Origin of the sequence: Tepidicaulis sp., assembly GCF_965222285.1 — a bacterium.
In the GTDB taxonomy this organism is placed as follows: Bacteria; Pseudomonadota; Alphaproteobacteria; order Parvibaculales; family Parvibaculaceae; genus Tepidicaulis.
This window is the reverse complement of sequence record NZ_OZ244942.1, coordinates 2008974-2030464: the sequence shown is the minus strand read 5'-3', so window position 1 is coordinate 2030464 and position 21491 is coordinate 2008974. Positions and strand designations below refer to the sequence as shown.

General features: G+C 60.5%; 25 protein-coding genes. 11 read left to right on the top strand and 14 right to left on the bottom strand.

All coding sequences use genetic code 11. The features are described from left to right. Window positions 1–16 precede the first annotated feature (16 nt). Together ACOQOT_RS09745 and ACOQOT_RS09740 are read right to left on the bottom strand one after the other, a co-directional pair. Entirely contained in the window at window positions 17–1297 is a 1281-nt protein-coding gene (locus ACOQOT_RS09745) for an NAD(P)/FAD-dependent oxidoreductase (RefSeq protein WP_420559092.1), read from the bottom strand. 62 nt (window positions 1298–1359) lie between these two features. Further along, window positions 1360–1647, bottom strand: a complete 288-nt coding sequence (locus ACOQOT_RS09740; RefSeq protein ID WP_420559091.1) for a hypothetical protein — start codon at window positions 1645–1647, stop codon at window positions 1360–1362. A 196-nt stretch (window positions 1648–1843) separates the two neighbouring features. Between ACOQOT_RS09740 and ACOQOT_RS09735 the strand changes: the two genes are divergently transcribed. After that, entirely contained in the window at window positions 1844–2623 is a 780-nt protein-coding gene (locus ACOQOT_RS09735; RefSeq protein ID WP_420559090.1) for a glucose 1-dehydrogenase, read from the top strand. 16 nt (window positions 2624–2639) lie between these two features. Here ACOQOT_RS09735 and ACOQOT_RS09730 read toward each other — a convergent pair whose 3' ends face one another. From ACOQOT_RS09730 to gstA, 4 genes are all read right to left on the bottom strand, one after another. Continuing rightward, window positions 2640–3602 (bottom strand): NAD(P)H-dependent flavin oxidoreductase, encoded by a 963-nt coding sequence (locus tag ACOQOT_RS09730; RefSeq protein WP_420559089.1) that lies wholly within the window; start codon window positions 3600–3602, stop codon window positions 2640–2642. Between the two features lie 30 nt (window positions 3603–3632). Then, window positions 3633–3842 carry a tautomerase family protein gene (locus ACOQOT_RS09725; RefSeq protein WP_420559088.1) on the bottom strand — a complete coding sequence of 70 codons (210 nt, stop codon included), beginning with the start codon at window positions 3840–3842 and terminating at the stop codon, window positions 3633–3635. A 14-nt stretch (window positions 3843–3856) separates the two neighbouring features. Further along, window positions 3857–4261: a nuclear transport factor 2 family protein gene (locus ACOQOT_RS09720; protein ID WP_420559087.1), complete on the bottom strand. Its 405-nt coding sequence runs from the start codon at window positions 4259–4261 to the stop codon at window positions 3857–3859. Window positions 4262–4330: 69 nt separating this feature from the next. Further along, a complete protein-coding gene (gstA, locus tag ACOQOT_RS09715; protein WP_420559086.1) occupies window positions 4331–4948 on the bottom strand; it encodes a glutathione transferase GstA in 618 nt (205 codons plus the stop codon). Window positions 4949–5106: 158 nt separating this feature from the next. On the opposite strand from gstA, the gene ACOQOT_RS09710 reads away from it, so the two are divergent. Together ACOQOT_RS09710 and ACOQOT_RS09705 are read left to right on the top strand one after the other, a co-directional pair. After that, a complete protein-coding gene (locus ACOQOT_RS09710) occupies window positions 5107–5451 on the top strand; it encodes a winged helix-turn-helix transcriptional regulator (RefSeq protein ID WP_420559085.1) in 345 nt (114 codons plus the stop codon). 304 nt (window positions 5452–5755) lie between these two features. Further along, window positions 5756–5974, top strand: coding sequence for a DUF3126 family protein (locus ACOQOT_RS09705; protein ID WP_420559084.1), 219 nt, complete (start codon window positions 5756–5758; stop codon window positions 5972–5974). A gap of 13 nt (window positions 5975–5987) precedes the next feature. On the opposite strand, the gene ACOQOT_RS09700 is transcribed toward ACOQOT_RS09705, so the two are convergent. Continuing rightward, window positions 5988–6716, bottom strand: a complete 729-nt coding sequence (locus ACOQOT_RS09700; protein ID WP_420559083.1) for a hypothetical protein — start codon at window positions 6714–6716, stop codon at window positions 5988–5990. A gap of 321 nt (window positions 6717–7037) precedes the next feature. Here ACOQOT_RS09700 and ACOQOT_RS09695 point away from each other — a divergent pair, with 321 nt between their 5' ends. The 3 genes from ACOQOT_RS09695 to ACOQOT_RS09685 all read left to right on the top strand — a co-directional run bounded on the left by ACOQOT_RS09695 (window position 7038) and on the right by ACOQOT_RS09685 (window position 8230). After that, the gene (locus ACOQOT_RS09695) at window positions 7038–7379 is read left to right on the top strand and encodes a hypothetical protein (protein WP_420559082.1); all 342 of its coding nucleotides are present in this window, start codon (window positions 7038–7040) and stop codon (window positions 7377–7379) included. A 36-nt stretch (window positions 7380–7415) separates the two neighbouring features. After that, window positions 7416–7724 (top strand): DUF6949 family protein, encoded by a 309-nt coding sequence (locus ACOQOT_RS09690; RefSeq protein WP_420559081.1) that lies wholly within the window; start codon window positions 7416–7418, stop codon window positions 7722–7724. 218 nt (window positions 7725–7942) lie between these two features. Further along, a complete protein-coding gene (locus ACOQOT_RS09685) occupies window positions 7943–8230 on the top strand; it encodes a hypothetical protein (protein ID WP_420559080.1) in 288 nt (95 codons plus the stop codon). Between the two features lie 152 nt (window positions 8231–8382). On the opposite strand, the gene ACOQOT_RS09680 is transcribed toward ACOQOT_RS09685, so the two are convergent. Both ACOQOT_RS09680 and ACOQOT_RS09675 read right to left on the bottom strand, forming a co-directional pair. After that, window positions 8383–9462 (bottom strand): hypothetical protein, encoded by a 1080-nt coding sequence (locus ACOQOT_RS09680; protein ID WP_420559079.1) that lies wholly within the window; start codon window positions 9460–9462, stop codon window positions 8383–8385. Window positions 9463–9574: 112 nt separating this feature from the next. Further along, the gene (locus tag ACOQOT_RS09675) at window positions 9575–11578 is read right to left on the bottom strand and encodes a PhoX family protein (protein ID WP_420559078.1); all 2004 of its coding nucleotides are present in this window, start codon (window positions 11576–11578) and stop codon (window positions 9575–9577) included. A 170-nt stretch (window positions 11579–11748) separates the two neighbouring features. Between ACOQOT_RS09675 and ACOQOT_RS09670 the strand changes: the two genes are divergently transcribed. Both ACOQOT_RS09670 and ACOQOT_RS09665 read left to right on the top strand, forming a co-directional pair. Then, window positions 11749–12279, top strand: coding sequence for a gamma carbonic anhydrase family protein (locus ACOQOT_RS09670; protein ID WP_420559077.1), 531 nt, complete (start codon window positions 11749–11751; stop codon window positions 12277–12279). Between the two features lie 100 nt (window positions 12280–12379). After that, window positions 12380–13498: a hypothetical protein gene (locus tag ACOQOT_RS09665; protein ID WP_420559076.1), complete on the top strand. Its 1119-nt coding sequence runs from the start codon at window positions 12380–12382 to the stop codon at window positions 13496–13498. A gap of 23 nt (window positions 13499–13521) precedes the next feature. On the opposite strand, the gene ACOQOT_RS09660 is transcribed toward ACOQOT_RS09665, so the two are convergent. Beyond that, a complete protein-coding gene (locus ACOQOT_RS09660) occupies window positions 13522–14232 on the bottom strand; it encodes a hypothetical protein (RefSeq protein WP_420559075.1) in 711 nt (236 codons plus the stop codon). A 268-nt stretch (window positions 14233–14500) separates the two neighbouring features. On the opposite strand from ACOQOT_RS09660, the gene ACOQOT_RS09655 reads away from it, so the two are divergent. Further along, on the top strand, window positions 14501–15280 hold the full coding sequence (locus ACOQOT_RS09655) for an enoyl-CoA hydratase-related protein (RefSeq protein WP_420559074.1): 780 nt from the start codon (window positions 14501–14503) through the stop codon (window positions 15278–15280). Between the two features lie 153 nt (window positions 15281–15433). On the opposite strand, the gene ACOQOT_RS09650 is transcribed toward ACOQOT_RS09655, so the two are convergent. The 4 genes from ACOQOT_RS09650 to ACOQOT_RS09635 all read right to left on the bottom strand — a co-directional run bounded on the left by ACOQOT_RS09650 (window position 15434) and on the right by ACOQOT_RS09635 (window position 18421). Continuing rightward, the gene (locus tag ACOQOT_RS09650) at window positions 15434–16195 is read right to left on the bottom strand and encodes a transglutaminase-like cysteine peptidase (protein ID WP_420559073.1); all 762 of its coding nucleotides are present in this window, start codon (window positions 16193–16195) and stop codon (window positions 15434–15436) included. Between the two features lie 274 nt (window positions 16196–16469). Next, window positions 16470–16967, bottom strand: coding sequence for an RT0821/Lpp0805 family surface protein (locus ACOQOT_RS09645; RefSeq protein ID WP_420559072.1), 498 nt, complete (start codon window positions 16965–16967; stop codon window positions 16470–16472). A gap of 36 nt (window positions 16968–17003) precedes the next feature. After that, window positions 17004–17705 carry a crotonase/enoyl-CoA hydratase family protein gene (locus ACOQOT_RS09640; RefSeq protein ID WP_420559071.1) on the bottom strand — a complete coding sequence of 234 codons (702 nt, stop codon included), beginning with the start codon at window positions 17703–17705 and terminating at the stop codon, window positions 17004–17006. A 113-nt stretch (window positions 17706–17818) separates the two neighbouring features. Further along, window positions 17819–18421, bottom strand: a complete 603-nt coding sequence (locus ACOQOT_RS09635) for a PilZ domain-containing protein (protein ID WP_420559070.1) — start codon at window positions 18419–18421, stop codon at window positions 17819–17821. 248 nt (window positions 18422–18669) lie between these two features. Here ACOQOT_RS09635 and ACOQOT_RS09630 point away from each other — a divergent pair, with 248 nt between their 5' ends. Both ACOQOT_RS09630 and ACOQOT_RS09625 read left to right on the top strand, forming a co-directional pair. After that, entirely contained in the window at window positions 18670–19572 is a 903-nt protein-coding gene (locus ACOQOT_RS09630) for an OmpA family protein (protein ID WP_420559069.1), read from the top strand. 229 nt (window positions 19573–19801) lie between these two features. Next, on the top strand, window positions 19802–21442 hold the full coding sequence (locus ACOQOT_RS09625; protein WP_420559068.1) for a choline dehydrogenase: 1641 nt from the start codon (window positions 19802–19804) through the stop codon (window positions 21440–21442). Window positions 21443–21491 lie beyond the last annotated feature (49 nt).

Genomic DNA, 21491 nt, shown 5'->3' with positions numbered 1-21491 from the left:
TGAAAGAACAGGCCGCTTAAGGCAGCCTGTCTTTCATCGCATAAAAGAGCATGCCGGCAACAAGACCCGGGTAGCGCAGCAACGTGCCGCCCGGGAATTTTTGTGTCTTCATGCCGGCCAAAAGATCGAAGCGCTCCGCCGTGCCGCTTACGGTTTCGGCGATCAGTTTGCCGGCAAGTGTTGCCACATTGATGCCCTGGCCGGAATAGCCATGGGCGAAAATCCGGTTGGGCGCGAGGCGGCCGAATTGCGGCATGCGGCTCAAGGTGATGGCGAGCGTGCCGCCCCAGGCATAATCGATGCGCACGTCTTTGAGCTGCGGAAAGACGCGCAGCATGGGCTTGCGCACGAAAGCGGCAATGTCTTTGGGGAAGTTCGGCGAGTAGTTTTCCCCGCCGCCGAAAAGCAGCCGCCCGTCGGGGGAGAGGCGGTAATAGTCGATCACGAATTTCGTATCCGCCACGGCGACATTGTCGCGGATCAGCGCCTTTGCGCCTTCCGCGCCGAGCGGCTCCGTTGCGATGATGAAATTGTTGATCGGCATGATGTAGCCGTTCACCCGGCTTTCCAGTTTGCCGAGATAACCGTTGCAGGCGATAACGACATGGGAAGCTTTTACCGTGCCATGGGCAGTGCGGATGCGGGCCGGGTCGCTTTCGCTGATGTCGAGCACGCGGCTGTCCTCAAAAATCCGCGCGCCTTTTTCCTTTGCCGCTTCAGCCATGCCCAACGCGAAATTCAAGGGGTGAAGGTGGGCTGCGCCTTCATCGAGCGCGCCGCCCCAATAGCGCGGGCTTGCCACCATTTCGCGCATTTCCTCGCGCGGCACATAGCGCAGCTTTTCATAGCCGTAAGCCTCGCGCATATGCGCGGCTTCTTCTTCAAGATCCGCGGCATCCTTGCGCTTCCAGGCAGCGTGTAAAATACCGGGCGTCAGATCGCAGTCGATCTTGTAGCGCTCGATGATGGATTTGACGGTGGCAACGGAATCTTGGGCAAGCTCCCAAAGGCGCTGCGCCATTTCCTTGCCATAGAGCGCTTCAAGCTCACCTTGTTCCTTGCGCAAGGTGGTGCCGAGCTGGCCGCCATTGCGCCCCGACGCGCCCCAGCCGATGCGCTCGGCTTCAAGGACGACGGGCTTATATCCTTTTTCTGCAAGGTGCAGCGCGGCGGAAAGGCCGGTATAGCCCGCCCCGATGATGCAGACATCGCAGGTGATGTCCTCTTCAAGGCGGGTCAGCGCCGGCACGCCCTTGGCCGTCGCCGCATAATAGGAATTGGGGTAGGTGCTGCTCATGGGGCAAATGATAGACGCGCCGGCGGGTCTCAGGCCAGCGCGCCGGTGGGAGCGGCTGCCGCTCAGCTTATCATTTTAAACGTCAGCGCCTTGTTGCTGTCCGAAAAGGTCTCGTTCAGGTCCATGCAGGCTTCCCAGGGCGCGCTGTCGCGGGTGTCTTCAAGCTGCTCTTCGCTTTCCCACTCGGTCAGAAACGTCACAGTCTTGCCATCCGTGCCTTCCAGAATGCGCGCGCCGAGATAGCCCTTGGGCGGCGAGCGGTCGAGCTCGCGTTCCTTATAGGCTTTGAGCTGCTGCACGATCGTATCCGGGTCCGATGCTTCATAGGTGATGAGATAGGCGATCGCCATGGGGCACTCCCTGATTTTACCGTTTTGCCTGCCGCGCCGCTGCCGGGCGCGGATATTTCTTTGCGCCAGCCTATAGCATGGGCGGGCGTCTCTGTCCTCTTTGAAGCGCTCTAGGGTGCGGCGTTTAAGGGCTGGCCATTGCCTCGTCGCGGCGGCAAGATGCCGCAAAACAACACGCGATAACGGGGAGCTTCCTATGGGACGGTTGAGCGGCAAGGTCGCCATTGTGACGGGCGCGGCAAAAGGCATCGGTGCGGCAACGGCCGAACTTCTGGCCAGCGAAGGCGCGAAGGTCATGTGCACGGATGTGGACGAGGCGGCAGGCCAGGCGCTTGCCGATAAAATCCAGAATGCCGGTCACCTTGCTTCCTTCATGTCCCATGACGTGACGAGCGAAGAGGCCTGGGAGAAAGTGACTGCCGAGACGGTGCGCGCTTTCGGCGGGCTGCATGTGCTCGTCAATAATGCGGGCATTGCGCCGGAAGGTCATCCCATTGAGGACATGCCGCTTGAAAGCTGGCGGCGCACGCTTGCCGTCGATCTCGACAGCGTTTTTCTCGGCTGCAAATACGCGATCCGCGCCATGAAGAATTCGGGCGGCGGCTCGATCATCAATATTTCCTCGATCATGGGCCTCGTCGGCACGCCGCGCTCATCCGATTACAACGCCGCGAAGGGCGGGGTGCGGCTGCTCACCAAAGTCGCTGCGCTGGAATGCGCGGAGGCGGGCTACAATATCCGCGTCAATTCCGTGCATCCGGGCTATATCGATACACCGCTCGTGCGCGGCGTGGTGGAGCGCTCAGAAGAGGCAAGCCCCAATGAAATGCTGGGCCTGCTTTCGATGCTGCACCCCATCGGCCGGCTTGGCACGGCGATGGAAATCGGCAAGGCGATCCTCTTCCTTGCCTCGGACGAGTCTTCTTTCGTCACGGGCTCGGAGCTTGTCGTCGATGGCGGCTATACGGCCCGCTAAGTCCTTATAGAAAGTCTCAGCGCAGAAAATTTGCAGCGGCGTTTTTCAGCAGCGCTTCGGTATCGCCTGCGATCTTCCGGGTAATCTCTTCGGCAGGCCGGCTTTGGGTCACCAGATCCACGGCCTCGCCGATGATGATGGCGGCGGTGTCGAAATCGCCTTTGGCGGCAGCTTCTGCGTAACGTGCGCCTTCTTCGGCGGCATGCTGTTGCAGCGCCTGCGTATCACCCGTCCATTTTTCCGAGAAGCTGTTTTTCAGCGTCCGCATGGTCCATTCGCGCGGCCAGTTGATGCCGCGGGCAATGTCGAAAACGGAGCTGCGCTGCGTGTCATCGCCGCTCGCGCTCAGTGCTTGCTCTTTTGCTTTGGCGTGGGAGAGCGCTTCGGGGGCGGCGTAAAAAGCACTGCCGCAAACGGCACCGCAGGCCCCCAGCATCAAGGCGGCGGCAAGTCCGCGCCCGTCGCCGATGCCGCCCGCCGCAATGACGGGCACGTCCACGGCATCGGCAATGGCAGGCACGAGCGGGAAGGTGGCGCGCTTTGCGCCATGCCCGCCCGCTTCCGTTCCCTGCGCGACGATGAAATCAGCTCCGGCCTTAGCGGCGCGTTTGGCCTGAGCCAGCGTTTGCACCTGGGCAATGAGCGGGATGCCGCGCTCTTTCACTTGCGGGGCAAAAGGTTCGATCTCACCGAAAGACAGGAAGATGGCTTTCGGCGCATGATCGAGCGCGAAGGGGAGGAGGTGCGGTTTCTGCGCCAGCACCCAGGTAATGAAGCCGGCGCCGACCTTCTCGTTTCCTGCCTTGGCAAGTTCCCCGCGCAGCCAGTCTTCTTCCATATAGCCCGTGCCGATAAACCCGAGCCCGCCCGCCCGGCTGACGGCGGCGGCAAGTTCCCCGCCGCTTACCCCGGCCATGGGGGCAAGCAGCAGCGGAATGTCGATGCCGAGCTTTTCAGTAAGCGCGCTGACAAGGGCCATGGGTTTATCCTTTTATGAGGCTTTATCCTGTTAAGAGGACGTGAGGGTCTTGCGGTATTCTTCCACCGGCAGGCCGCCGATACCCCAATCTTCCATGTCCACTTCATTGATGACGACGACCGTCGTTGCCGGGTTCTTGTTCAGCACTTTGACGAGCAGATCCGTCGTGCCTTTGATCAGTTCTGCTTTCTGCGCCGGGGTCACGCCTTCGCGGGTGATTTTGATATTCACATAGGGCATGGGTGCTCCTCTCTTCAAGCTTCTGCCGTTTCTGGCAGGATATCGTAATGGAAAATCTTCGAGATGATCTGCCATTTCCCGTCCGTACGGATCAATGTCAGAAAATCGGTGAAATATTTGGGACCGATTGCGCATTTCACATGCGCAAAGGCGGTGTAGGGACCGGCAAATTCGATAGCTTCGATACTGTCGCGCCGCGGTTCGCCCCGGCTTGCAGGTGATGGGCGCTTTGCGACGATGGGCAGATATTCGTCCATCCGCAAGTAAAGAAGCGGTGCTTCGGTGGCGCAGGCGTAATTTGCCTTCGTATGAAAAATACCGGCCAGCTTTTCCGCGTCGCTGTAATAAAGACCGTCGAAATAATCCTGCAGCGTCTGAACGATGTCGCTAAAGGCTGCCGTGGCATGCGCGGGATGCATGGGATGCCTCGTTATCAAAGGAGAGGGAAGGGCTGGCCGGTTTGCGCCGGCCAGCCGCTCGGTTCTTGCTCAAGCGGCAAGAAGGCCTTCCGCCTTCAGCGCTTCCTGCACGGCGGGCAGTGCCGAAACGTGGCTCATATAGCCTGCGATATGCGGCCATTTGCCGAGGTCGAGACCGATGAAGTTGCTCCAATTGGTCACGACGAAGAAATAGCTGTCGGCCACGGTGAAGGTGCCGCCCGTCAGATAGGCGCGGCCATCGCTCAGCACCGTCTCGAAATAATTCAGCTTCTTTTCGATATTGGCGAGCGCGGCGGGCTTGGCGTCATCGGAAATCGGCGCCGCGCCGAAGAAGGGGCCGTAAGCCTTGTGAAGTTCGGAGGCCACATAGTTCAGGTGTTCTTGAACGCGCAGCCGCTCCAGCGTGCCGGGCTGTGGGGCAAGGCCGCTTTCCGGCTTCTGATCGCCGATGAACTGCAGAACGGCGGGAGCTTCGGTCAGCACTTCGCCGCCCGCGATTTCCAGCGCCGGGACATACCCTTTCGGTGTTACGGCGAGATAATCCGCGCCGCTTTCCGTGGTTTTTTTCTGGGTGTCCACTTTTTCCAGGGTGAAGTCGAGCCCTGCCATTCGCAGAGCGATATGGGGGGCGAGCGAACAAGCGCCGGGTTTGTAGTAGAGCTTCATCTTGTGTCCCTTGCATTGGGGTGGCTGATGCGCTCCTAGCTAGGCAGTAGGCTTTCTGTTGTAAATGTACTATCCTTTGGAAACTTGCAGAATTGAGTTTCCATCCGGTAACCCGTCTGCGGCGATCTCTTTGTCCGGCAACCCGGTGGAAACGCGCCATGCCCTTGAAAATCCGCAAAAACAAAAGCCCTCAGCCGCCGGAGGCCTGTCCGCTTACGGAATGTATGTCGATCATTGGCGGTGCCTGGACGGTGAATGTGATCTGGAGCCTGCGCGCTGGCCCGCGCCGGTTCAGCGAGCTTAGGCTCGATATTCCCCCTGTCTCGCCGAAAGTGCTCACCACCAGGCTGCGCGAGCTTGAAACGCGCGGCGTCGTGCGGCGCGACGTGAAGCCGACTTCGCCTCCTTCCGTCGAATATGAACTGACGGAACTCGGCGCCGAGCTTGTGCCGGCGATCGAGGCGATTGTCGATGTCGGCCACAAGCTGAAGCAGAGGGCGTGAAGCGATTCGTTCTTAGGTATCGCCCGCGCCGCTTGTGTGCTGCGCATTGTGCAAAGGCGCGGCGGGCGGGAGTAAAAATGCTCAAGCAAAGGTGGGGAGAGCAGGTTTCTGCGCCGTTCTATGCTCACGCCTCGGTGATGAGCTGCAACGGGTGGTTGTTCCGGCTGCGTCAATATGGTCTTCTTTGGCGCCGGTTAATGCTGCCGCTCCCAAAGGTTGCATCGGCAGCGCAGGCTCGTTAGAACCTGCGCCTTGCCTTTGAATGGCAGGTGTTTCCATTTGTTTCAGTGAGTTGGGGATCGTTTTGGACAAGCAAGAAGTTAAGCGTCTCGAAAAATACCTGCGCGATACATTCCGGCTGGATACGATCCATGTGTCGGCTCGCCCGCAGAAATCCGATTCTGTGGAAGTGCATATCGGCGATGAATTTATCGGCGTAATCTTTCGCGACGAAGACGAAGGCGAAGTTTCCTACGCCTTCCAGATGGCGATCCTCGACATCGATCTGCCGGAAAATATCTAAATCCGCGCCCGCCTTAAGAAGCGGAAGCTGCTTTGCCGGGTTTTTCGGAAAAGCTGTCCACCAGCGCCTGGATGTTTCTGTCGATCGCCGCCCAGTTTTTCAGCCGCGTGCGCTTATACCGGTATGTCAGCACGAGCCCGTTCGGCAGCACTTTCGTGCGTGAGCAGGACGGGCTGAAAATCACCGGTGTTTCGCGGAAGCAGAGCAGGAGCAGCATTTCTCCATGATCATCCGTGGCGAGGAAAAGGTCCTGGTCGCGGTAGCCCGAGCCTTCGGCAAAGGCGTAGTGCTCCAGCCCGTTCATCACTTCGTCGGGCTCTTCCCCTGAAAAATAGCGGCTATAGACAGCGGCAAAGCGCTGGTCTTCAGGCAGCGTCATGTCGCCGGCTTTCAGGCTGAACAGGACGACGCGGGAATTCGGGCTGTTATCCTCGAAAAGCGCGCGCTCTTCCGGGCTGAAGGGCGTGAGGTCCGGCAGGAGGGCGTGAAGGGCGAGCTCTTCCTGCTCGCCGCCGCGCTGGGCCGGGTAACGGGTAAAATTCGAGGGCACATAGAGCGTCTTGCCGCCCACCGTCACTTCGGCGATTTCCTCGCTTGCCGTCGCCTTGGGGCTGAGGCCCAGGATCTCGTTCGCCGAGGGGCCGAAGTAATAATAGAGAAAGACGGCCGAGAGGCCGAGAATGGCCAGGGCCACAATAGCGGGAATGAGCCAGGCAGGGCGTTCCTTTACGGCTGCATCCATTTGACCACTCGCTTCCTTGTCCTCGTCCGGCCATTGCCGGGCGTTTCGGTTTGCCCCAGGCGGGCGCATCTTAGCGGCCCCTTGGGGGGACTTGAAGGGAGGCAGGCGTTTCCTTTTGAGACAGATCGGCCTCGCCATCCCGGTTTTGCGCACAGAACGGCACAGAACCGCCGGTTCGCGCCTTGGCGCGCGGGGGCTGCCCTATGCCGGGCTTTTCCTATAACTGCCTGATTTTTCTTAATTTTTCGTCGCCAGACATGCCCTAGCGGCAAAAACCGCTATTGGGCTGCGCTCTGGTACGGGGCTTGCGCAAGCGGGGGCATGGTTACGTTCGTTCTCAAAGTGATGATGTTGCTGGGTTACGTCGCTTATGCCGGCGGTCCCACGGATGCCGTTTTGGTCTGGTCTGGCGCCAGCGCGGCCCCCGTCAGCCCCTGCATCACGGAACCTGCGCGCTGTGCCATGGCCAAGGCAGAAGTCCTGCCGCTCGACGGTCATGTTCCGGCCCCGCCTGGCGCCGATCTGGCGTTCCTGGAGGAGGGCAATGCGCTGCGCCCGGCCCTGGCCGACGAGTTTGCGGTCAAGGATCAGGGTCAAGACCGGGATCTGGCCCAAGGCGGCCCGCTCTTTGAGAACGGCATTGAAGATGAGGCAAAGCCGTAAGGCGCTGGCCGCGGGGCGGCCATGGGAGCAGGGATTATGCACGAGTTGATGGTTTTCTTTTTGACGCTGATCACGGGATATGTGGCTGCCGGTTTGACGGGCAGCTTCTACCGCCTGGTAACGAACAAGCCCGCCAGCTTTCAGATGTGGCAGGAAACGACCGCCGGACTGGTCATGGGCGTCTGCACGCTGGTCTTTGCCGGGCCGACGGTCATTCTGCGCAATGCGGTGCGCGCCCAGGTGATCGAAAACCGCCCGCCTTTCTGGCTCCTTCTGAGCACGCTCATCGCCTCGTTCTGGAGCTTCCTTGTCGGGATCTTCATTCTCTCCCTGGTGCTCGCTTAAGAAATAAGGCCGGGGCGGGGCTGTTTTCCCCTGCGTCCGCCCCTATATAGCTCCTATATAGGTTAAGGAGCATGGCGGTATTCGCAAGCCTTTGGTAAACATACCGAATTTCGCTACTTGACTATTTGTCAGTTAGTTCCTATCTATAACCTGTGCGGCGCAGCAAAGATGCTGCATTGCGATACATTGCACCGCAAAACAAAGATAGGACGCCCCCCATGCGCTCGACACTTTGGAATATCGTTTCGGTTACCGCGATCGTGCTGATTGCGGCCGGTTTTGAATTCGGCCTTCTGGCTGCCCGCGACGCTTTCTTCGGCGCCTTTGCCGTGCTCGCGGTCTATACCGGCTACCAGCTCATGGCTTTCGAGAACCAGCCGCTTGGCAATGCCATTGCCGCGCTTTTCACGAAGCCGGAAGGCAGCGCGAAGACCGGGTATCTTTCCTTCGTGGCGTCTGCCGCGCTGGGCACGGTCATTGTCGTTCAGACGCTGACCTATCTCTAATCGAAGGTTTTCGCTTCTTCTGAAGCGTGGCCAGTAGTGGGGACAGCTCCCGGTATCCGCCGGTGGAGCCCTCTGAAAAGAGGTGGTCCCGAACTGACAAAAGCCCGCAGCATTTTCGTGCTGCGGGCTTTTCGTTTTAAGTGGGTTTGCCGTCAGGCTTCGCGGGTGTAAACGCGCCGGCGTCTCAGGCGGCGCACGCCGCGCCGCATTCCCATACCGCCGAGCCAGGTGGCGATGCCGGCCACGATGGCCCAGGCCCAGGAGAGCAGCCAGAGCACGAAGTTCGCCAAAGTCTTGAAGGCGCGCAGGCTTGTCTTGCCCGTCAGCTCTATAATGCCGCGTGTCTTCGGCCCGAGTGTTTTGCTCATGCGGGTGATGCGTGCAAGGTCGCCGCTGTTTTCCACATAGCGCATCAGGCGGATGGTTTCGGCAGGTCCCGCGGCGCGCTGCAGCGCGCCGACATCGCTGACAACCGGCGTCAGTTTGGCGAAGGAAACATTGTCCGCATAATCGCCCACCGCGCGGCGCGTGGCGGAAAGATCGCCAAGGCTCGTCGTTTGCAGCGTTTCCTTCAACTTCTTGAAATTGACGGCTTCGGAAAGGAGCTGGCGCAGCTCGCTGGCAAAGCTGGCGGTGAGTGTGCCGGCTTTTTTGGCGACTTTGAGAAGCGAAAGGCCGGCCTGCGTCGGCAAAGCCGCGCCGCCGGAGCCGACCGTTGCCGCTGTCGCCGCAACACCCGCCACGGAAAGGCCGAGCACCAGTGTGGAATAGTCTTCGCCGCGCACCATTTTTTCGCCTTCCCCGGCAATGTCGCGTACATCACCGATGACCGTGAGGTCCGAGGTGAGCGCGCCCATGAAGCTTGCCGTGTCGCTGCCGCGCCCATAGACGAAGCCTTCGAAGAAAGAGCCGCCGGTGCGCCGGATATTGTTCGTTAGCGAATTGGCGTCGTCGAGTGCCGCGCGTGTTTCATCCGAAAGGGGAATGGAAGCGTAATCTGCGATTTCCGCATAAAGCTGCGCATCCGCGTAATCGTCTTCTTCAAGCGCTTTGGCAATGCGTGCCTCAAGCTCCTCAGGGCTCACTTTGGCCCGGAGTTCCGCCTGAATGAGTGGGCCCGCCGGAATCCAATCTTCCTCGACATAAGGATCGAGCCAGCCTTGCTGATAGGCAAAGAAGAATGCCGCCGGCAAGCCGATGAAAAGCAGAACAACCGTATTGAAGAGCCGCATGGAACCCCCGTTTCCCTTTGGCCAGGCGCAAATGCCGATGGGCACGCGCAAGCAGGCATATAGAGTGCTTGAGCGTTCCGTTTGATGCAACCGGCATGGTTAATGCGCGAAGCTAGCCCACCTTGCCGCCGCCTTTGCGGGTGATCACGACAACAGAGGGGCGGGGCGGCATGGCCGGGTCGAAATCCGGCCAGCGCGTTGCCGGGTCAGTATAAGTCGAGGGGCGGCCATGGGCAGCGTAGTCCTCCGCGCCGTCGGCACCCGGATGCTGCACGGCAAGGAAAAGCGCTTCGCCGTCTGCGGTAAAGCGCGGCCCGCACATTTCAGCGCCCACGGGTACGCGGAAGAACATGCGTCCGAGCCCGCGCGTCTCGCCCTCCGTGCCGAGCGCCCAAAGCCCGTCGGCGGTGCCGGATACTTCCGGCCAGTCCTTGCCTTGGTCGGTCGCCACCCAGAGACGGCCTTGCGGATCGATTTCGAGATTGTCGGGGCAAGCGAACCAGCCATTGGCGCTGGTCTTTTTATTGAAGGCGGCGCCCGTTTCGGGCTTGGCCGGATTCCCCGCTTTCACCAGCAAGTCCCACCTGAATTTTTGCGCGCCGTGATTGCCGTCTTCCGGCGTGATTTCGACGATCTGGCCCCAGATATTGTTGGCGCGCGGATTAACGGCGTCGGTCGCGTCTTCTCCGCGTTTAGAATTGTTGGTGAGCGCGGCATAGACGCGGCCCGTCTTCGGATTGGGCTGAACGTCTTCGGGCCGGTCGAGCGGTGTTGCGCCCAGAATGTCGGCGGCGCGGCGCGTTTCGATCAAGACGTCCGCCTGGCTTTCAAACCCGTTTGCAGCATCGAGGCCGTTCTTACCGAAAACAAGCGGCAGCCATTCGCCGCTGCCGTCTTCCGCGAAGCGGGCGGCGTAAAGCGTACCTTCGCTCAGTATTTTCATGTTCGCCAACCTGTTGCTGGGATCGACTTTGGCGGCACTGATGAATTTATAGAGATATTCGAAGCGCTGATCGTCGCCCGAGTAGATGACGACGCGGCCATCTTTCGCGAGAATGGTTTCGCAGCCTTCATGTTTGAAGCGGCCAAGGGCGGTGTGTTTAACCGGCGTGGAAGCAGGATCGTAAGGATCGACTTCGACGACCCAGCCGAAGCGGTTCGCCTCGTTCGGCTCCTTGTTGATGTCGAAACGCTCATCGGCAATGAACCAGGGATAAAACCCGCCGGGTATGCCGACGCGTTCGTAATTGCGTTTTTCGGGATGGCTGTCCAAATCGCCTGCGAAATAGCCGTGAAAGTTTTCTTCCGCCATTAGATAGGTGCCCCAGGGCGTCATGCCGCCGGCGCAATTGTTGAATGTGCCGATGACTTTGCGTCCGCTCGGATCGGCGGAGGTCTGCAGGCGCGGATGGCCTGCGGTAGGGCCGTCCAGCGCCATCTCTGTTTCAAGCGCGCTGATGCGGCGGTTGAAAGGGCTGTCCGTAACGGGCGCCCATTTGCGGTCCGTCTTTTTCACTTCGACAATGGTGCCGCCATGGGCTGCCATGGAGATGCGCGCCATGTCCGGCGTATAGGCAAGGCGCGGGTCGGCAGCTTCGCTGAGCGCGCGGTGCATCAGCGGATCGTTCGTGAATTCGTGATTGACGCAAAGCAGCGCATGCGGGCTCTGTGCATCACCGAAGGGCAGTGGGGTGAGGCCCAGAAAGTCGTTATTGTAGCCGAACTGTTTGAGTTGCGTGGCCGCGCTCTGACTTTCCGGATCGAAAGGCGGGGAATCGGCAAAGAGCGGGTCGCCCCAGCGCAAAAGAATATCCGCGTCATGGCCGGGCGCGACGTGATGGGTTTCATCGACGCCGTGGGCGATCTCGTCGAAATCGAAGCCGGGAATGCCCGTTTCTTCTTTCTCGCTGCAGGCGGCAAGCGCGCCTGAGACGCCGAGCGCCAGCACCGCGCTCGACGTGCCTTGCAGGAAAGACCGGCGGCTGAAGCGTGCGGCGGCAATATCGCGAAAGGCGCGCGCCATGGGGCGCGGAACGGGCCGGTCCTCACTGCGTTTATATTTTTCCAAGGCAAGAAAGTTTTTGTCGCTGGCGCGGGTGCGGGAAGTGTCGCTCATGGCCTCGGTTCTGCCTCTCAAATCTGACGGGTGCGTTTCTTCCATCCTATTGCGCGCAGACGGCAAATCCATGACAGATTTATCTTTTCCGTGGCATAGTCCGGCCAGCAAGAAGAACCGGCAACGGCAAAAGCACGGCGCGCTCCGCGCGGCGTTTCAAGGAGGTATTCATGACGATTTACAAGCTGGGGGACGTCACCCCCATCCTGCCCGGAGAGGGGCAGTATTGGGTTGCGCCCGATGCGCAGATGATGGGCAATATCGAATTGAAACATCAGGCCAGCGTCTGGTTCGGCGCGGTGCTGCGCGGGGATAATGAGCGCATCACCATCGGCGAGAATTCCAACGTGCAGGATGCTTCCGTGCTGCACACGGATATGGGCTATCCGCTGACGCTCGGCAAGAACGTCACGATCGGCCATAAAGTGATGCTGCATGGCTGCACGATCGGCGACAATTCGCTGATCGGCATCGGCTCGATCATTTTGAATGGCGCGAAGATCGGGAAGAACTGCCTGATCGGCGCGAACTCGCTGATCACTGAGAATAAGGAAATTCCGGACAATTCCGTCGTCATGGGCTCGCCCGGCAAGATCGTGCGGCAATTGTCGGAGGAAGAAGGCGGCGCACTGAAACTTTCCGCCGATCATTATGTGGAAAACTGGAAGCGCTATGCGGCGGGGCTGAAGCCGGTCGGCTGACCGGTTAACCGGTTTTTCCATCGTCCGGCATATGATGGGCGGTGGAAGCGGACCGGCCTTGTTGTGCCGGCCTGAAAGTGACGAGTTGGGGAGTGGGGACGTGCGAGCTTGTGGCCGTGATTTCGCCTGGCGGGGGCGCTGGGGGCGGATTCTGACCTGTCTCATTCTCCCGTTTTTGGCGTTGATTTCCGCCGAAGCCGAGGCGCGTTCCTTTAGCGGTAGCTATACGGGCCTGGCCGAGGCCGAAGGCTACCGGCTCACGGTGACGGAAGCCGAAGCGCGCATTGCAGGCCAATTGCGCCCGCCCGGCCAATCGGCTTTCGCATTGAACGGGCATCGAACCGGCGCCGCCGCGCAGGGGCTTTTGAAGCGCGGCGCGGAGACTTTCTATTTTCATATGGAAGAGCGCCCGCTCGGGCTGCAGTTTCTGCTCATTCCCGCAGGCCCTGAGGGTGAACCCGATATTGCCGAAGCTACCGAGATGTCGTTCCTGAAAGAGGGGCTGCGTCTGCCGGAGGCGCCGGAGGAAAAACCGGAAGAAGAAAAAGTACCGGCGCCCGTCACCTCCCGGCCCTTGCCGGGAGACATTCTTGGGTTTCTGGAAGCCTTCCGCCGTCTTGAGCCGAAGGAACTCGCGCAAGTCTATGGCGGTCTTTCGGGGAGTGAGCGTGATCTCGTGCAGCTTTTCGATCATGTGGCCGCCGAGCTTTTGTGGCGCATCTGCTCTGGAGCGCCGCCGCATGACACATTCTCCGCGCGCCAACTCGAAACGCTCCTGGAGCGCCAGCAGATCGGCTGCGAAGACTATCTTGTCCTGGTAGGCAAGGTGCGCGATGCGGGGCTGATCGACGAATTCGTGCGCAAGGTCAATTTCCAGCTCGATATCTTGCGGGAGACGGTACGCTGCGACAGGGGTGAGGAGGCGGGCCCGCGCTGCATCGATATTGGCGCCATGCGCGCGCCGCTGATTGCCCGCTGGCGGCCTGCGAAATCCATCATGGAGCGCCTTGCAGGCGATGCGGTCCCGGTGCGCAGCGAGGGAGGAGAGCCGGTTGCTGCGCCGTCTGTTGTCCTGCCGCAGGAAAACCCGGCCCGTGAGGCGGAAGAAGACGCCGCGCTACTGCCACTGGCCCGGCCCGGCGCGGAAGCAGCGGTGACGGCACCTGCACCGCTGCCGCTAACGGCGGGCGGGCTCAGGCTGCCATTGGCGCGCCCTTGAGGTTGCTGCAAAAATAAAAGAGATCAGGTCGGCTTGCGCCAGACGCGGCGGACTTTCGCGTCCATCTCCGGCCCGAAATTGAACCAGGCGATCCGGTCCGAGGTGGCATCGGAAATGAAGAGCTGGTCGGAGCGGCCGATATGCTGGCTGAGTTGATTGAGCAGGCCCGGCGCGGAGGTTTTGGCGCTCAGCACCCAGGCGTTGCTTGCAATCTTCATGGCGGGCCCGGCGGACATCAGCGCCCGTTCAAGCTCGGGGCCATGGTGGGATTTGATCTCGGCAATGATAACGAAGTTATTCGACTCGGGCCGTTTGCGCCGGTCGATCTGACCTTTAGCGGGGCCATAAGCGGGGCGGTCATCGCCGGTATCGGCAGCTCTGCGGTTCGCGCGCCGGTCGGGCTGCGTGCTTGCCTGAAGGCCTGTCTCCGCCTCCGGCTGCGCGGGCGCGCCGCCGAAGTGAACCGCAAAGGCGCTCACATCCTTGGCGAATTTCCATTCTTCGCTGCCTGCAGGCGCGATGACGCTTTGCGCGACGATCCGGCCTTCGCCGATATATTTTTCCATCGCCTCATGCGCATAAGGCCCATAGATCTGGTCGCCATATTTCAGTGTCCAGAAGGTCTTCGCCTCGCGTGCCGGTTGCGGCTGCGCGTCTGCAGCGGCGGCGGGCGTGCCGGTTTCGCCAGCAGTCTCCGGCCGGGCATCGCCAGCGGGCGCGGCCGTCTCTGCCATGTCGAGTTCTGCTTGGTTGATCTGGGCGCTCATAAACTGTGTGCCTTGATTCGAAACGGACTTGTGGCGGCTTTTCACCACAGGACAACTTAAGGGCAGAATGCTTAATGGAGGCTTACCCGGGGCTGCCGCTGCGTCCGATTACGGGAATTTAGCGCGCTCCGGGGGGTGGCCTGCCCCCGGCTTGTCCTGACGGGCCGCGCACGGCAAATTGATGGCAAGCAATAAAGCGCCCTCCGGTGAGGGGGCGGCGAACAGGGAGAAACAAATGGCTGATTATGAATTCTGCTCGGTGGAGCGCGACGGACACCTGCTGATCGTGACGATGAACCGTCCCGACCGGATGAACTCGCTGCACCCGCCGGCCAATTTCGAGCTGGAGAAAGTCTTCAACGATTTTGCCGCCGATCCCGATCTTTGGGTGGCGATCATCACCGGGGCAGGGGACCGCGCCTTTTCGGCAGGCAACGACCTGAAATACCAGGCCGAAGGCAACAAGCTGGAAGTTCCGGCTACCGGCTTTGCCGGGCTCACCGCGCGCTATGACCTCAACAAGCCGGTCATTGCCGCGGTAAACGGTGTGGCCATGGGCGGCGGCTTCGAGATCGCGCTCGCCTGCGATCTCATCATTGCCTCGGAGAAAGCGAATTTCGCGCTGCCTGAGCCTAAAGTCGGGCTTGCAGCGCTCGCCGGGGGCCTCCACCGGCTGCCGCGCCAGATCGGCCTGAAGCAGGCCATGGGTATGATCCTGACGGGCCGTGTCGTCGGTGCGGAAGAAGGGCGCCAGCTCGGTTTCGTCAATGAAGTCGTGCCGGCGGATCAGCTTCTTGAGGCAGCCAAACGCTGGGCCGGGCTGATCATGGAATGCTCGCCCATGTCGATCAAAGCTTCCAAAGAGAGCGTCTATAAAGGGCTTGATGAGGCGGACCTGGAAAAAGCGGTGAACGGGAAATATCCCGCCGTTGCGGCACTGTTCAAAAGCGAAGACCTAATCGAAGGTCCGCGCGCCTTTGCCGAAAAACGCAAACCCCAATGGAAGGGCCGGTAAGAGCCGTTCCCTTTCGGCCTCGCTTTCTCATGGCCTAAAACTGTCCAGCCGGCCCCGCCTCGCGACGGGACCGGCCTCGACAGGACCAGGCCCAAGGGGGGTGAAAGGGCCTGATCGGGGGGATCGTGGGGCAGGCGGGGCCTGCCCGATCTCCTAATTTACGCTCTGCTTCAAGACGCCTTCTTCAAGCGGCTTTTGCAGGTTGGACGTGCCTTCCGGCGCTGCGCCGGCAGGCTTTTGCAAGGCCGGGCGCTTCGGCACCTCGGCGCTTGCAAGACGGATGGCTTCCTCGCGCTCCGGGTCCAGGTTGACCCACATATAAGGATGGGTGCGGGACTGGCGCTTCACCCAGCTATAGGGCGTGTCTTTCCAGAGCACGATGTTGGCGGCCTGATTGTCGAGCGCGTAGTCGCCCTTGTCGGTGACGGCGGTAAGCACCGCATGACCGGCCCCGTTCCACTCCTTCACCACGGAGAGCAGCAGCGCATCTGCAGGCCAGCCGCGCTCGATCAGCAATTTACGCTTGAGCAGGGCATAATCTTCGCAGTCGCCGCCTTCTTCGCCCGGATAGGCCCACCATTCGGCACGGCTATAAAGCTCGATGTCTTCGACCGGCCGGATGGCTTTGTTGACGTAGTCGTTCACCTCGTTGAGCTCGCGCCATTTTTCGGGCGTCAGCTCCACGCTGGAAGGCGTGTCGGTGCCGGTTTCGCACTCCGCCGCATGGCGCAGGCAAAATCCGATATATCCGAAGGGGGGAACGACCTGAGAGCCAGCTTCCATGGAAGCAAGCTGGAGGGCTCTTTCGGCCGGCGCCACTGGCTTACCGGCTTTCAGCCCGGACGTCGCATCCGGCGCAATCGTCTGGCACCCCACCAGATAAAGCACCAGCGCAACGCTGATTACTAAACGCATCAAGAACATTGTACTTACCCCGATCTTTCGATCCTGTATTGAGTAAGTTACACGTCTCGGGTTTCTATATTTCCAAAACGGGAGGGTGTATTTGAGATAAGTTCAGAGATTATTTGTATATACTTTTATTATCTTTTGTTTTTATTTGTATTCAATTTTCAGATTTCTTTTCCGATAATTTGAAGCAATTTCGCTGGATGCCGCCCAGGCGGGCGCAAAGCAAAACGGGAGACGTTGCCGTCTCCCGCTTTAAACCGCTTCGGCGTTTCTGTGCTTAGCCGCCGATGATCTTCCAAGTGCCGTCGCCCTGACGGCAGGCCGTGCCCGTCGCCTGTTCCGGCTGGCCGTCGATATAGATCGTCTGTTCGAACTCGCGGCAATTGCGCCCACCGTTACCCTGATAGGTGCTGACCGGCGTTACCGTGCCCCAATGCCCGCTATCGGGATTGCGCCACGTGGCGCTCTGCCCGGACGGGTAGCGCTCCAGTGAGGACTGGGTGGTGTCGTACATATAAGATTGGTCCTGGCAGGTCAGATTACGTGCGGCCTGATTGCCCGCAAAACCGCCCAGCAGCGCGCCGCCGATCGTGGCGGCCGTTTTGCCCGAACCGCTGCCGATTTTCGAGCCGAGAAAACCGCCCAGCGCCGCCCCGGCAAGCCCGCCAAGGACGCCCTCGGTGCTGTCCACGGCGCACTCGGCCCTCGCCGGCGCGCTTTGAGCAAAGGCCAGGCCCGCCGCAAGCAGGCCGATCGTCAGAAAGCGAAAATGCATGAACCGCCTCATTTTCCGTTCTCCTGAGAACAGAGGCTAATGCGCCCCATCAAAGCTCGAAGAATCGGCTGTGAGTGTGTCTTCAATATGGCGGACGGTGGGGCCATGAGCTTTGCGTTTGGTGCCGGAAAAGGCTGCGCGGGGCAGGGCGCCCATGGCTTCGGCCTTTGCGATAGCGGTTTTCATCAACGCTTCCGGCGTGGCGGTTTCATCGAGGAAGCCGGCGGAAACCGCGCTTTCAGGGTCGAAGATGCGCGCATGGACGGTCGCCTGATCGAAGAGCGGCGCGGGCACGCGGTCGCGGGCGAAGTCGAGGAGGAAGAGCGGCGTCGTCATGCCGATCGCTACTTCATTGAGCCCGATCTTGAACGCGCCTTCCGCCCCGATCCGGTAGTCCGAGGCAAGCAGCAAAAGCCCGCCTGCAGCCAGCGCATGGCCCGTGCAGGCGGTGATGACGGGCAGCGGATACATATAAAGACGGGTGAGAAGTTTGGCGCCGGAGCCCACCAGGTTCTGCACAGCTTCCGGTCCGCCGCTCATCACCGACAGATCGAAGCCCGCGCAGAAGCGGCCTTCGCGCCCGGAGAGCAAGACGGCGTTTGCTTCCTTTTCTGCTTTGTCGAGCGCGCCGTTGAGCGCGCCGATCATTTCATGACCAAGTGCATTGGCGCGCCCGTCATCCATATGGATTTCGGCAACGCCGTTTCTCACTTCATAGCTCAGCAGATTGTCTGACATGAGTTCCGCCCCGTTTTCTGATTCCTTGACGGGGCAGTTTAGCGGCCAGGGCGCAGGGCGGATAGCGGGGGTGTCCCCGCATCCTCGCGCCCTGTTTTGCTAATTTGGCGGGATTACTCGGTCAGATGCGAGGCGTCGGTCGGCAGCTCGGTGGCGAGCGTGTCGAAATGCACGCCGATACCTTCGGGCGTATGGCGCACGACGCGGCCGGTCATGCGGCCCACCTGCACACGCGAATCGATGGGCGGACGCAGATCGGTTTTCAGATGCGCGCCGCTCAGCGACATGTCGAGCACGCGGCATTCTGTGCGCTCGCCGTTTGGCAGGATGAGCCGTGAGGCCGCGCCAAGGCCGGATTCCTTCGGCGTGATACGCGGGAACTGGCGCTGGCTTTCGGCGGATGCCGCAGGCAGACGCTGGTTCTCGAACAGCCAGCGGATGCGTTCGGCAACCCGTTCGCGCCGCGGCGTCACCAGGTGAATTTCCACGCAGAACCCATTATCGATCATCCGCACGACCTTGCCTTCGAAACGGCCCAGATCGTTCAGATAGATGATGACTTTGTCGTCGAGATTCGCCGGGGCAGGTGTGGAGAGCGCGATGCCGACCAGCGAGATGTCGAGCACGCTGCATGTATATTCCTCGCCCGCCGGCGTCATCAGACGGCCTTCGACGGAAAGCTCTTTACGCTCTGCGCGGCGGCGGTCTTCGTTCAATTTCTTCTCCTGCATGACAGGCGCGCCCCTTTGAACTGCCGATTCTGCATGGTGTTCTTTGCCGTTTATCCTAGGACAGGAAAGTTAATGAGTTGCTTCGCTTTTACGCAGCATTGCTGGCCTAAACACGTCTTTTCGCGCTATAAGACTAAAGCGGTTAACCTTACTTAGGACAACCCAGGACCAAAGAACAAGCCGTTTCGAGCGGCGCAACGGGGCTGCGGTATGCAGCCGAAGATGAGGGCACGATGCGGGGCACGGCACAAAAAACGATGGAAAACGGTTTCCGGGGACGGGCAATCGGCGCGGTATTCGCTTCATCGGGGGCGGCTTTCAAATATGCCGTGGTTCTTTTCTTAGGTCTCGCCGTCGCTGCGTGTTCCTCAAGCCTTTATGACGATGCGCTGGACACGGTGCCGGGCGGCAGCGCCTTTCAGCAGGCGCTTTACCGCTCTTATCTTAATCTAGCGACGGCCCGTGATGGGCAGGGCGCCGATGAGCAAGCCGAGTTCTATGCCGCGAAAGCGCTGGAAGCGGCAGGCGGCGTCGATGTCGAGCCTTTGGCGCCCATCGCCAGCGTGCCGGAGACCGCAGATGCGCGTCAGCGTCTGACGGCGGCCTTCAATCTCGGCGCCAAGGAAGCCGAGCCCGATATGGCCGCGGTGGCGCAAACCGCTTACGACTGCTGGGTCCATGAGATCGCCATGGATTCGGGTGCCGCGCCTGCCTTTGAATGCCGGGGCCGCTTCCTTTCCTATATCAGCCGTTTGGAAACGGCCCTTGCCCCGGCCCCTGCGCCGGTCGTGCAGGCGCCGCAGCCGGCGAATTTCACCGTCTATTTCGGCTTCGATGAATGGTCGCTTTCCGCCGAGGCGCTGGAAGTGCTCAATACCGCCATCGAAACGGCGCGTGCCGGCGGCCACGGCCTCATCCGCGCCGAAGGGCATACGGATACATCGGGCCCTGCTTCTTACAATGACCGGCTTTCCGTACGCCGCGCCGAAATCGTGAAAACGGTGCTGGTGGAAATGGGCGCGCTTCCCGAAGCGATCGAGACGATTGGCTATGGGGAAACCCGTCCTGCCGTGGCGACCGGGGACGGGGTCCGCGAGCCGTTGAACCGGCGCACCTTGGTCACGCTGATCCCGTAAGTTAAGGGAAAAGCTTTCAGGCGAGATTTGGCAAAGATGACGCTTGCGTCATCTTTGCTGACATATCACAATTCGGCAAAATCAGAACAAGGGCCTGAGAAAAAGGCCATTATAAAAGGCCGTGAAGGGCCGAGCCCGGATAGCAGGGCAGGGAGCGGGCTGCCGGACATGGCAGCCACATTCTTGCGATAAGAAACTGCGGGCCAGGAAGCTGTGAGAAGGGAAGCTTATGACACGTTACGATTATATCATTGTCGGGGCCGGCAGCGCCGGCTGCGTTCTGGCCAACCGCCTGTCCGCCGATCCGAGCAAGAAAGTCCTGCTTCTGGAAGCGGGCGGCAAGGACAAGAGCGTCCTCTTTCATATGCCCGCAGGCGTCGGCAAGCTGATCGGCAATGAATTCGCCAACTGGTATTACTGGACCGAAGGCCAGCAGCATCTGAACAACCGCAAGCTTTACTGGCCGCGCGGCAAGGTGCTGGGCGGCTCGTCCTCCATCAACGGCATGATCTATATTCGCGGCCATGCGCGCGATTATGACATGTGGCGTCAGATGGGCCTTGAGGGCTGGGGCTTCTCCGATGTGCTGCCCTATTTCCGCCGCTCGGAAGGTAATGAGAACGGCAATGATACGTTCCATGGCGGCGACGGACCTCTCGGCGTTTCCAACGGACGCAGCCCCAATGTGCTTTTCGATGCCTTCGTCGAAGCGGGCAAGCAGGCAGGCCATCCTTATACGGACGACTTCAACGGCCCGCAGCAGGAAGGCGTCGGCCCTTACCAGCATACGATCAAGAACGGTCAGCGCTGCAGCGCGGCCAAGGGCTATCTCGTGCCCGCGCTCGGCCGTCCCAATCTGACGGTGGAAGTTGAAGCGCTGACTTCACGCATTCTCTTCGAAGGCAATAAGGCCGTCGGCGTTGAATATGTGCAGAAGAAACAAACGCAGAAGGCTTATGCCGATGCGGAAGTCATTCTGTGCGGCGGTGCGATCAATTCGCCCCAAACGCTCATGCTCTCGGGCATCGGCAAGGCCGATTACCTGCGCAAATTCGGCATCGATGTCGTCGCCGATCTGCCCGGCGTCGGGCAGAACCTGCAGGATCACCTCGATTGCACGGTGATCCAGGAATGCCCGGAGCCCGTCACGCTGCATAGCCAGGTCTCGAACCCGCTCAAGCAGCTGATGACGGGCATGCAATATGTCTTCTTCAAATCCGGTGTCGGCACCTCGAACGGGCTTGAGTCCGGCGGCTTCCTGAAGACGCGCAAGGAACTGGAAGTGCCGGATGTGCAGATCCACTTCGTGGCAGCCTTCATGCGCGATCACGCGCGGATCAAGTCTGACCGTCATGCCTATACGACGCATATCTGTCAGCTGCGCCCGGAAAGCCGCGGCTTTATCGGGCTGAAGAGCCTCGATCCCTCACAGGCGCCGATCATCCAGCCGAACTATCTGGAAGCGGAAGCCGACCGCATCGTGATGCGCGAAGGCGTGAAGATGGTGCGCGAGATTTTGGCACAGAAGGCGATGGACCCTTACCGGGGTGCGGAATTCTGGCCGGGCGCGGATGTCAAAACCGACGAGCAGATCGATGCCTGGATCCGCGAGACGGCGGAGACGATCTATCACCCCGTCGGCACCGCCAAGATGGGCAAGGACAACATGGCCGTGGTGGACGAGCGCTGCCGCGTGCACGGTTTGGAAAACCTGCGCGTCGTCGATGCCTCCGTCATGCCGACGCTGGTGGGTGGCAACACCAACGCCCCGACCATCATGATCGCGGAAAAGATTTCCGACGACATGCTGGGCAAGGCGCCGCTGCCGCCGGAGAATGTCATGATCGCCGAGGACCGCGAGGTCGCGTAAGCGCCGACGAGACAGGTAAAAAGAAAGCGGGCCCTTGTGAAAGGGCCCG

Bases quoted from the DNA above. Each gene is read 5' to 3' on its own strand.
- ACOQOT_RS09745 (WP_420559092.1), bottom strand. From the start codon at position 1,297: ATGAGCAGCACCTACCCCAATTCCTATTATGCGGCGACGGCCAAGGGC.
- ACOQOT_RS09740 (WP_420559091.1), bottom strand. From the start codon at position 1,647: ATGGCGATCGCCTATCTCATCACCTATGAAGCATCGGACCCGGATACG.
- ACOQOT_RS09735 (WP_420559090.1), top strand. From the start codon at position 1,844: ATGGGACGGTTGAGCGGCAAGGTCGCCATTGTGACGGGCGCGGCAAAA.
- ACOQOT_RS09730 (WP_420559089.1), bottom strand. From the start codon at position 3,602: ATGGCCCTTGTCAGCGCGCTTACTGAAAAGCTCGGCATCGACATTCCG.
- ACOQOT_RS09725 (WP_420559088.1), bottom strand. From the start codon at position 3,842: ATGCCCTATGTGAATATCAAAATCACCCGCGAAGGCGTGACCCCGGCG.
- ACOQOT_RS09720 (WP_420559087.1), bottom strand. From the start codon at position 4,261: ATGCATCCCGCGCATGCCACGGCAGCCTTTAGCGACATCGTTCAGACG.
- gstA (WP_420559086.1), bottom strand. From the start codon at position 4,948: ATGAAGCTCTACTACAAACCCGGCGCTTGTTCGCTCGCCCCCCATATC.
- ACOQOT_RS09710 (WP_420559085.1), top strand. From the start codon at position 5,107: ATGCCCTTGAAAATCCGCAAAAACAAAAGCCCTCAGCCGCCGGAGGCC.
- ACOQOT_RS09700 (WP_420559083.1), bottom strand. From the start codon at position 6,716: ATGGATGCAGCCGTAAAGGAACGCCCTGCCTGGCTCATTCCCGCTATT.
- ACOQOT_RS09695 (WP_420559082.1), top strand. From the start codon at position 7,038: ATGGTTACGTTCGTTCTCAAAGTGATGATGTTGCTGGGTTACGTCGCT.
- ACOQOT_RS09690 (WP_420559081.1), top strand. From the start codon at position 7,416: ATGCACGAGTTGATGGTTTTCTTTTTGACGCTGATCACGGGATATGTG.
- ACOQOT_RS09685 (WP_420559080.1), top strand. From the start codon at position 7,943: ATGCGCTCGACACTTTGGAATATCGTTTCGGTTACCGCGATCGTGCTG.
- ACOQOT_RS09680 (WP_420559079.1), bottom strand. From the start codon at position 9,462: ATGCGGCTCTTCAATACGGTTGTTCTGCTTTTCATCGGCTTGCCGGCG.
- ACOQOT_RS09675 (WP_420559078.1), bottom strand. From the start codon at position 11,578: ATGAGCGACACTTCCCGCACCCGCGCCAGCGACAAAAACTTTCTTGCC.
- ACOQOT_RS09670 (WP_420559077.1), top strand. From the start codon at position 11,749: ATGACGATTTACAAGCTGGGGGACGTCACCCCCATCCTGCCCGGAGAG.
- ACOQOT_RS09660 (WP_420559075.1), bottom strand. From the start codon at position 14,232: ATGGCAGAGACGGCCGCGCCCGCTGGCGATGCCCGGCCGGAGACTGCT.
- ACOQOT_RS09655 (WP_420559074.1), top strand. From the start codon at position 14,501: ATGGCTGATTATGAATTCTGCTCGGTGGAGCGCGACGGACACCTGCTG.
- ACOQOT_RS09650 (WP_420559073.1), bottom strand. From the start codon at position 16,195: ATGCGTTTAGTAATCAGCGTTGCGCTGGTGCTTTATCTGGTGGGGTGC.
- ACOQOT_RS09645 (WP_420559072.1), bottom strand. From the start codon at position 16,967: ATGCATTTTCGCTTTCTGACGATCGGCCTGCTTGCGGCGGGCCTGGCC.
- ACOQOT_RS09640 (WP_420559071.1), bottom strand. From the start codon at position 17,705: ATGTCAGACAATCTGCTGAGCTATGAAGTGAGAAACGGCGTTGCCGAA.
- ACOQOT_RS09630 (WP_420559069.1), top strand. From the start codon at position 18,670: ATGCGGGGCACGGCACAAAAAACGATGGAAAACGGTTTCCGGGGACGG.
- ACOQOT_RS09625 (WP_420559068.1), top strand. From the start codon at position 19,802: ATGACACGTTACGATTATATCATTGTCGGGGCCGGCAGCGCCGGCTGC.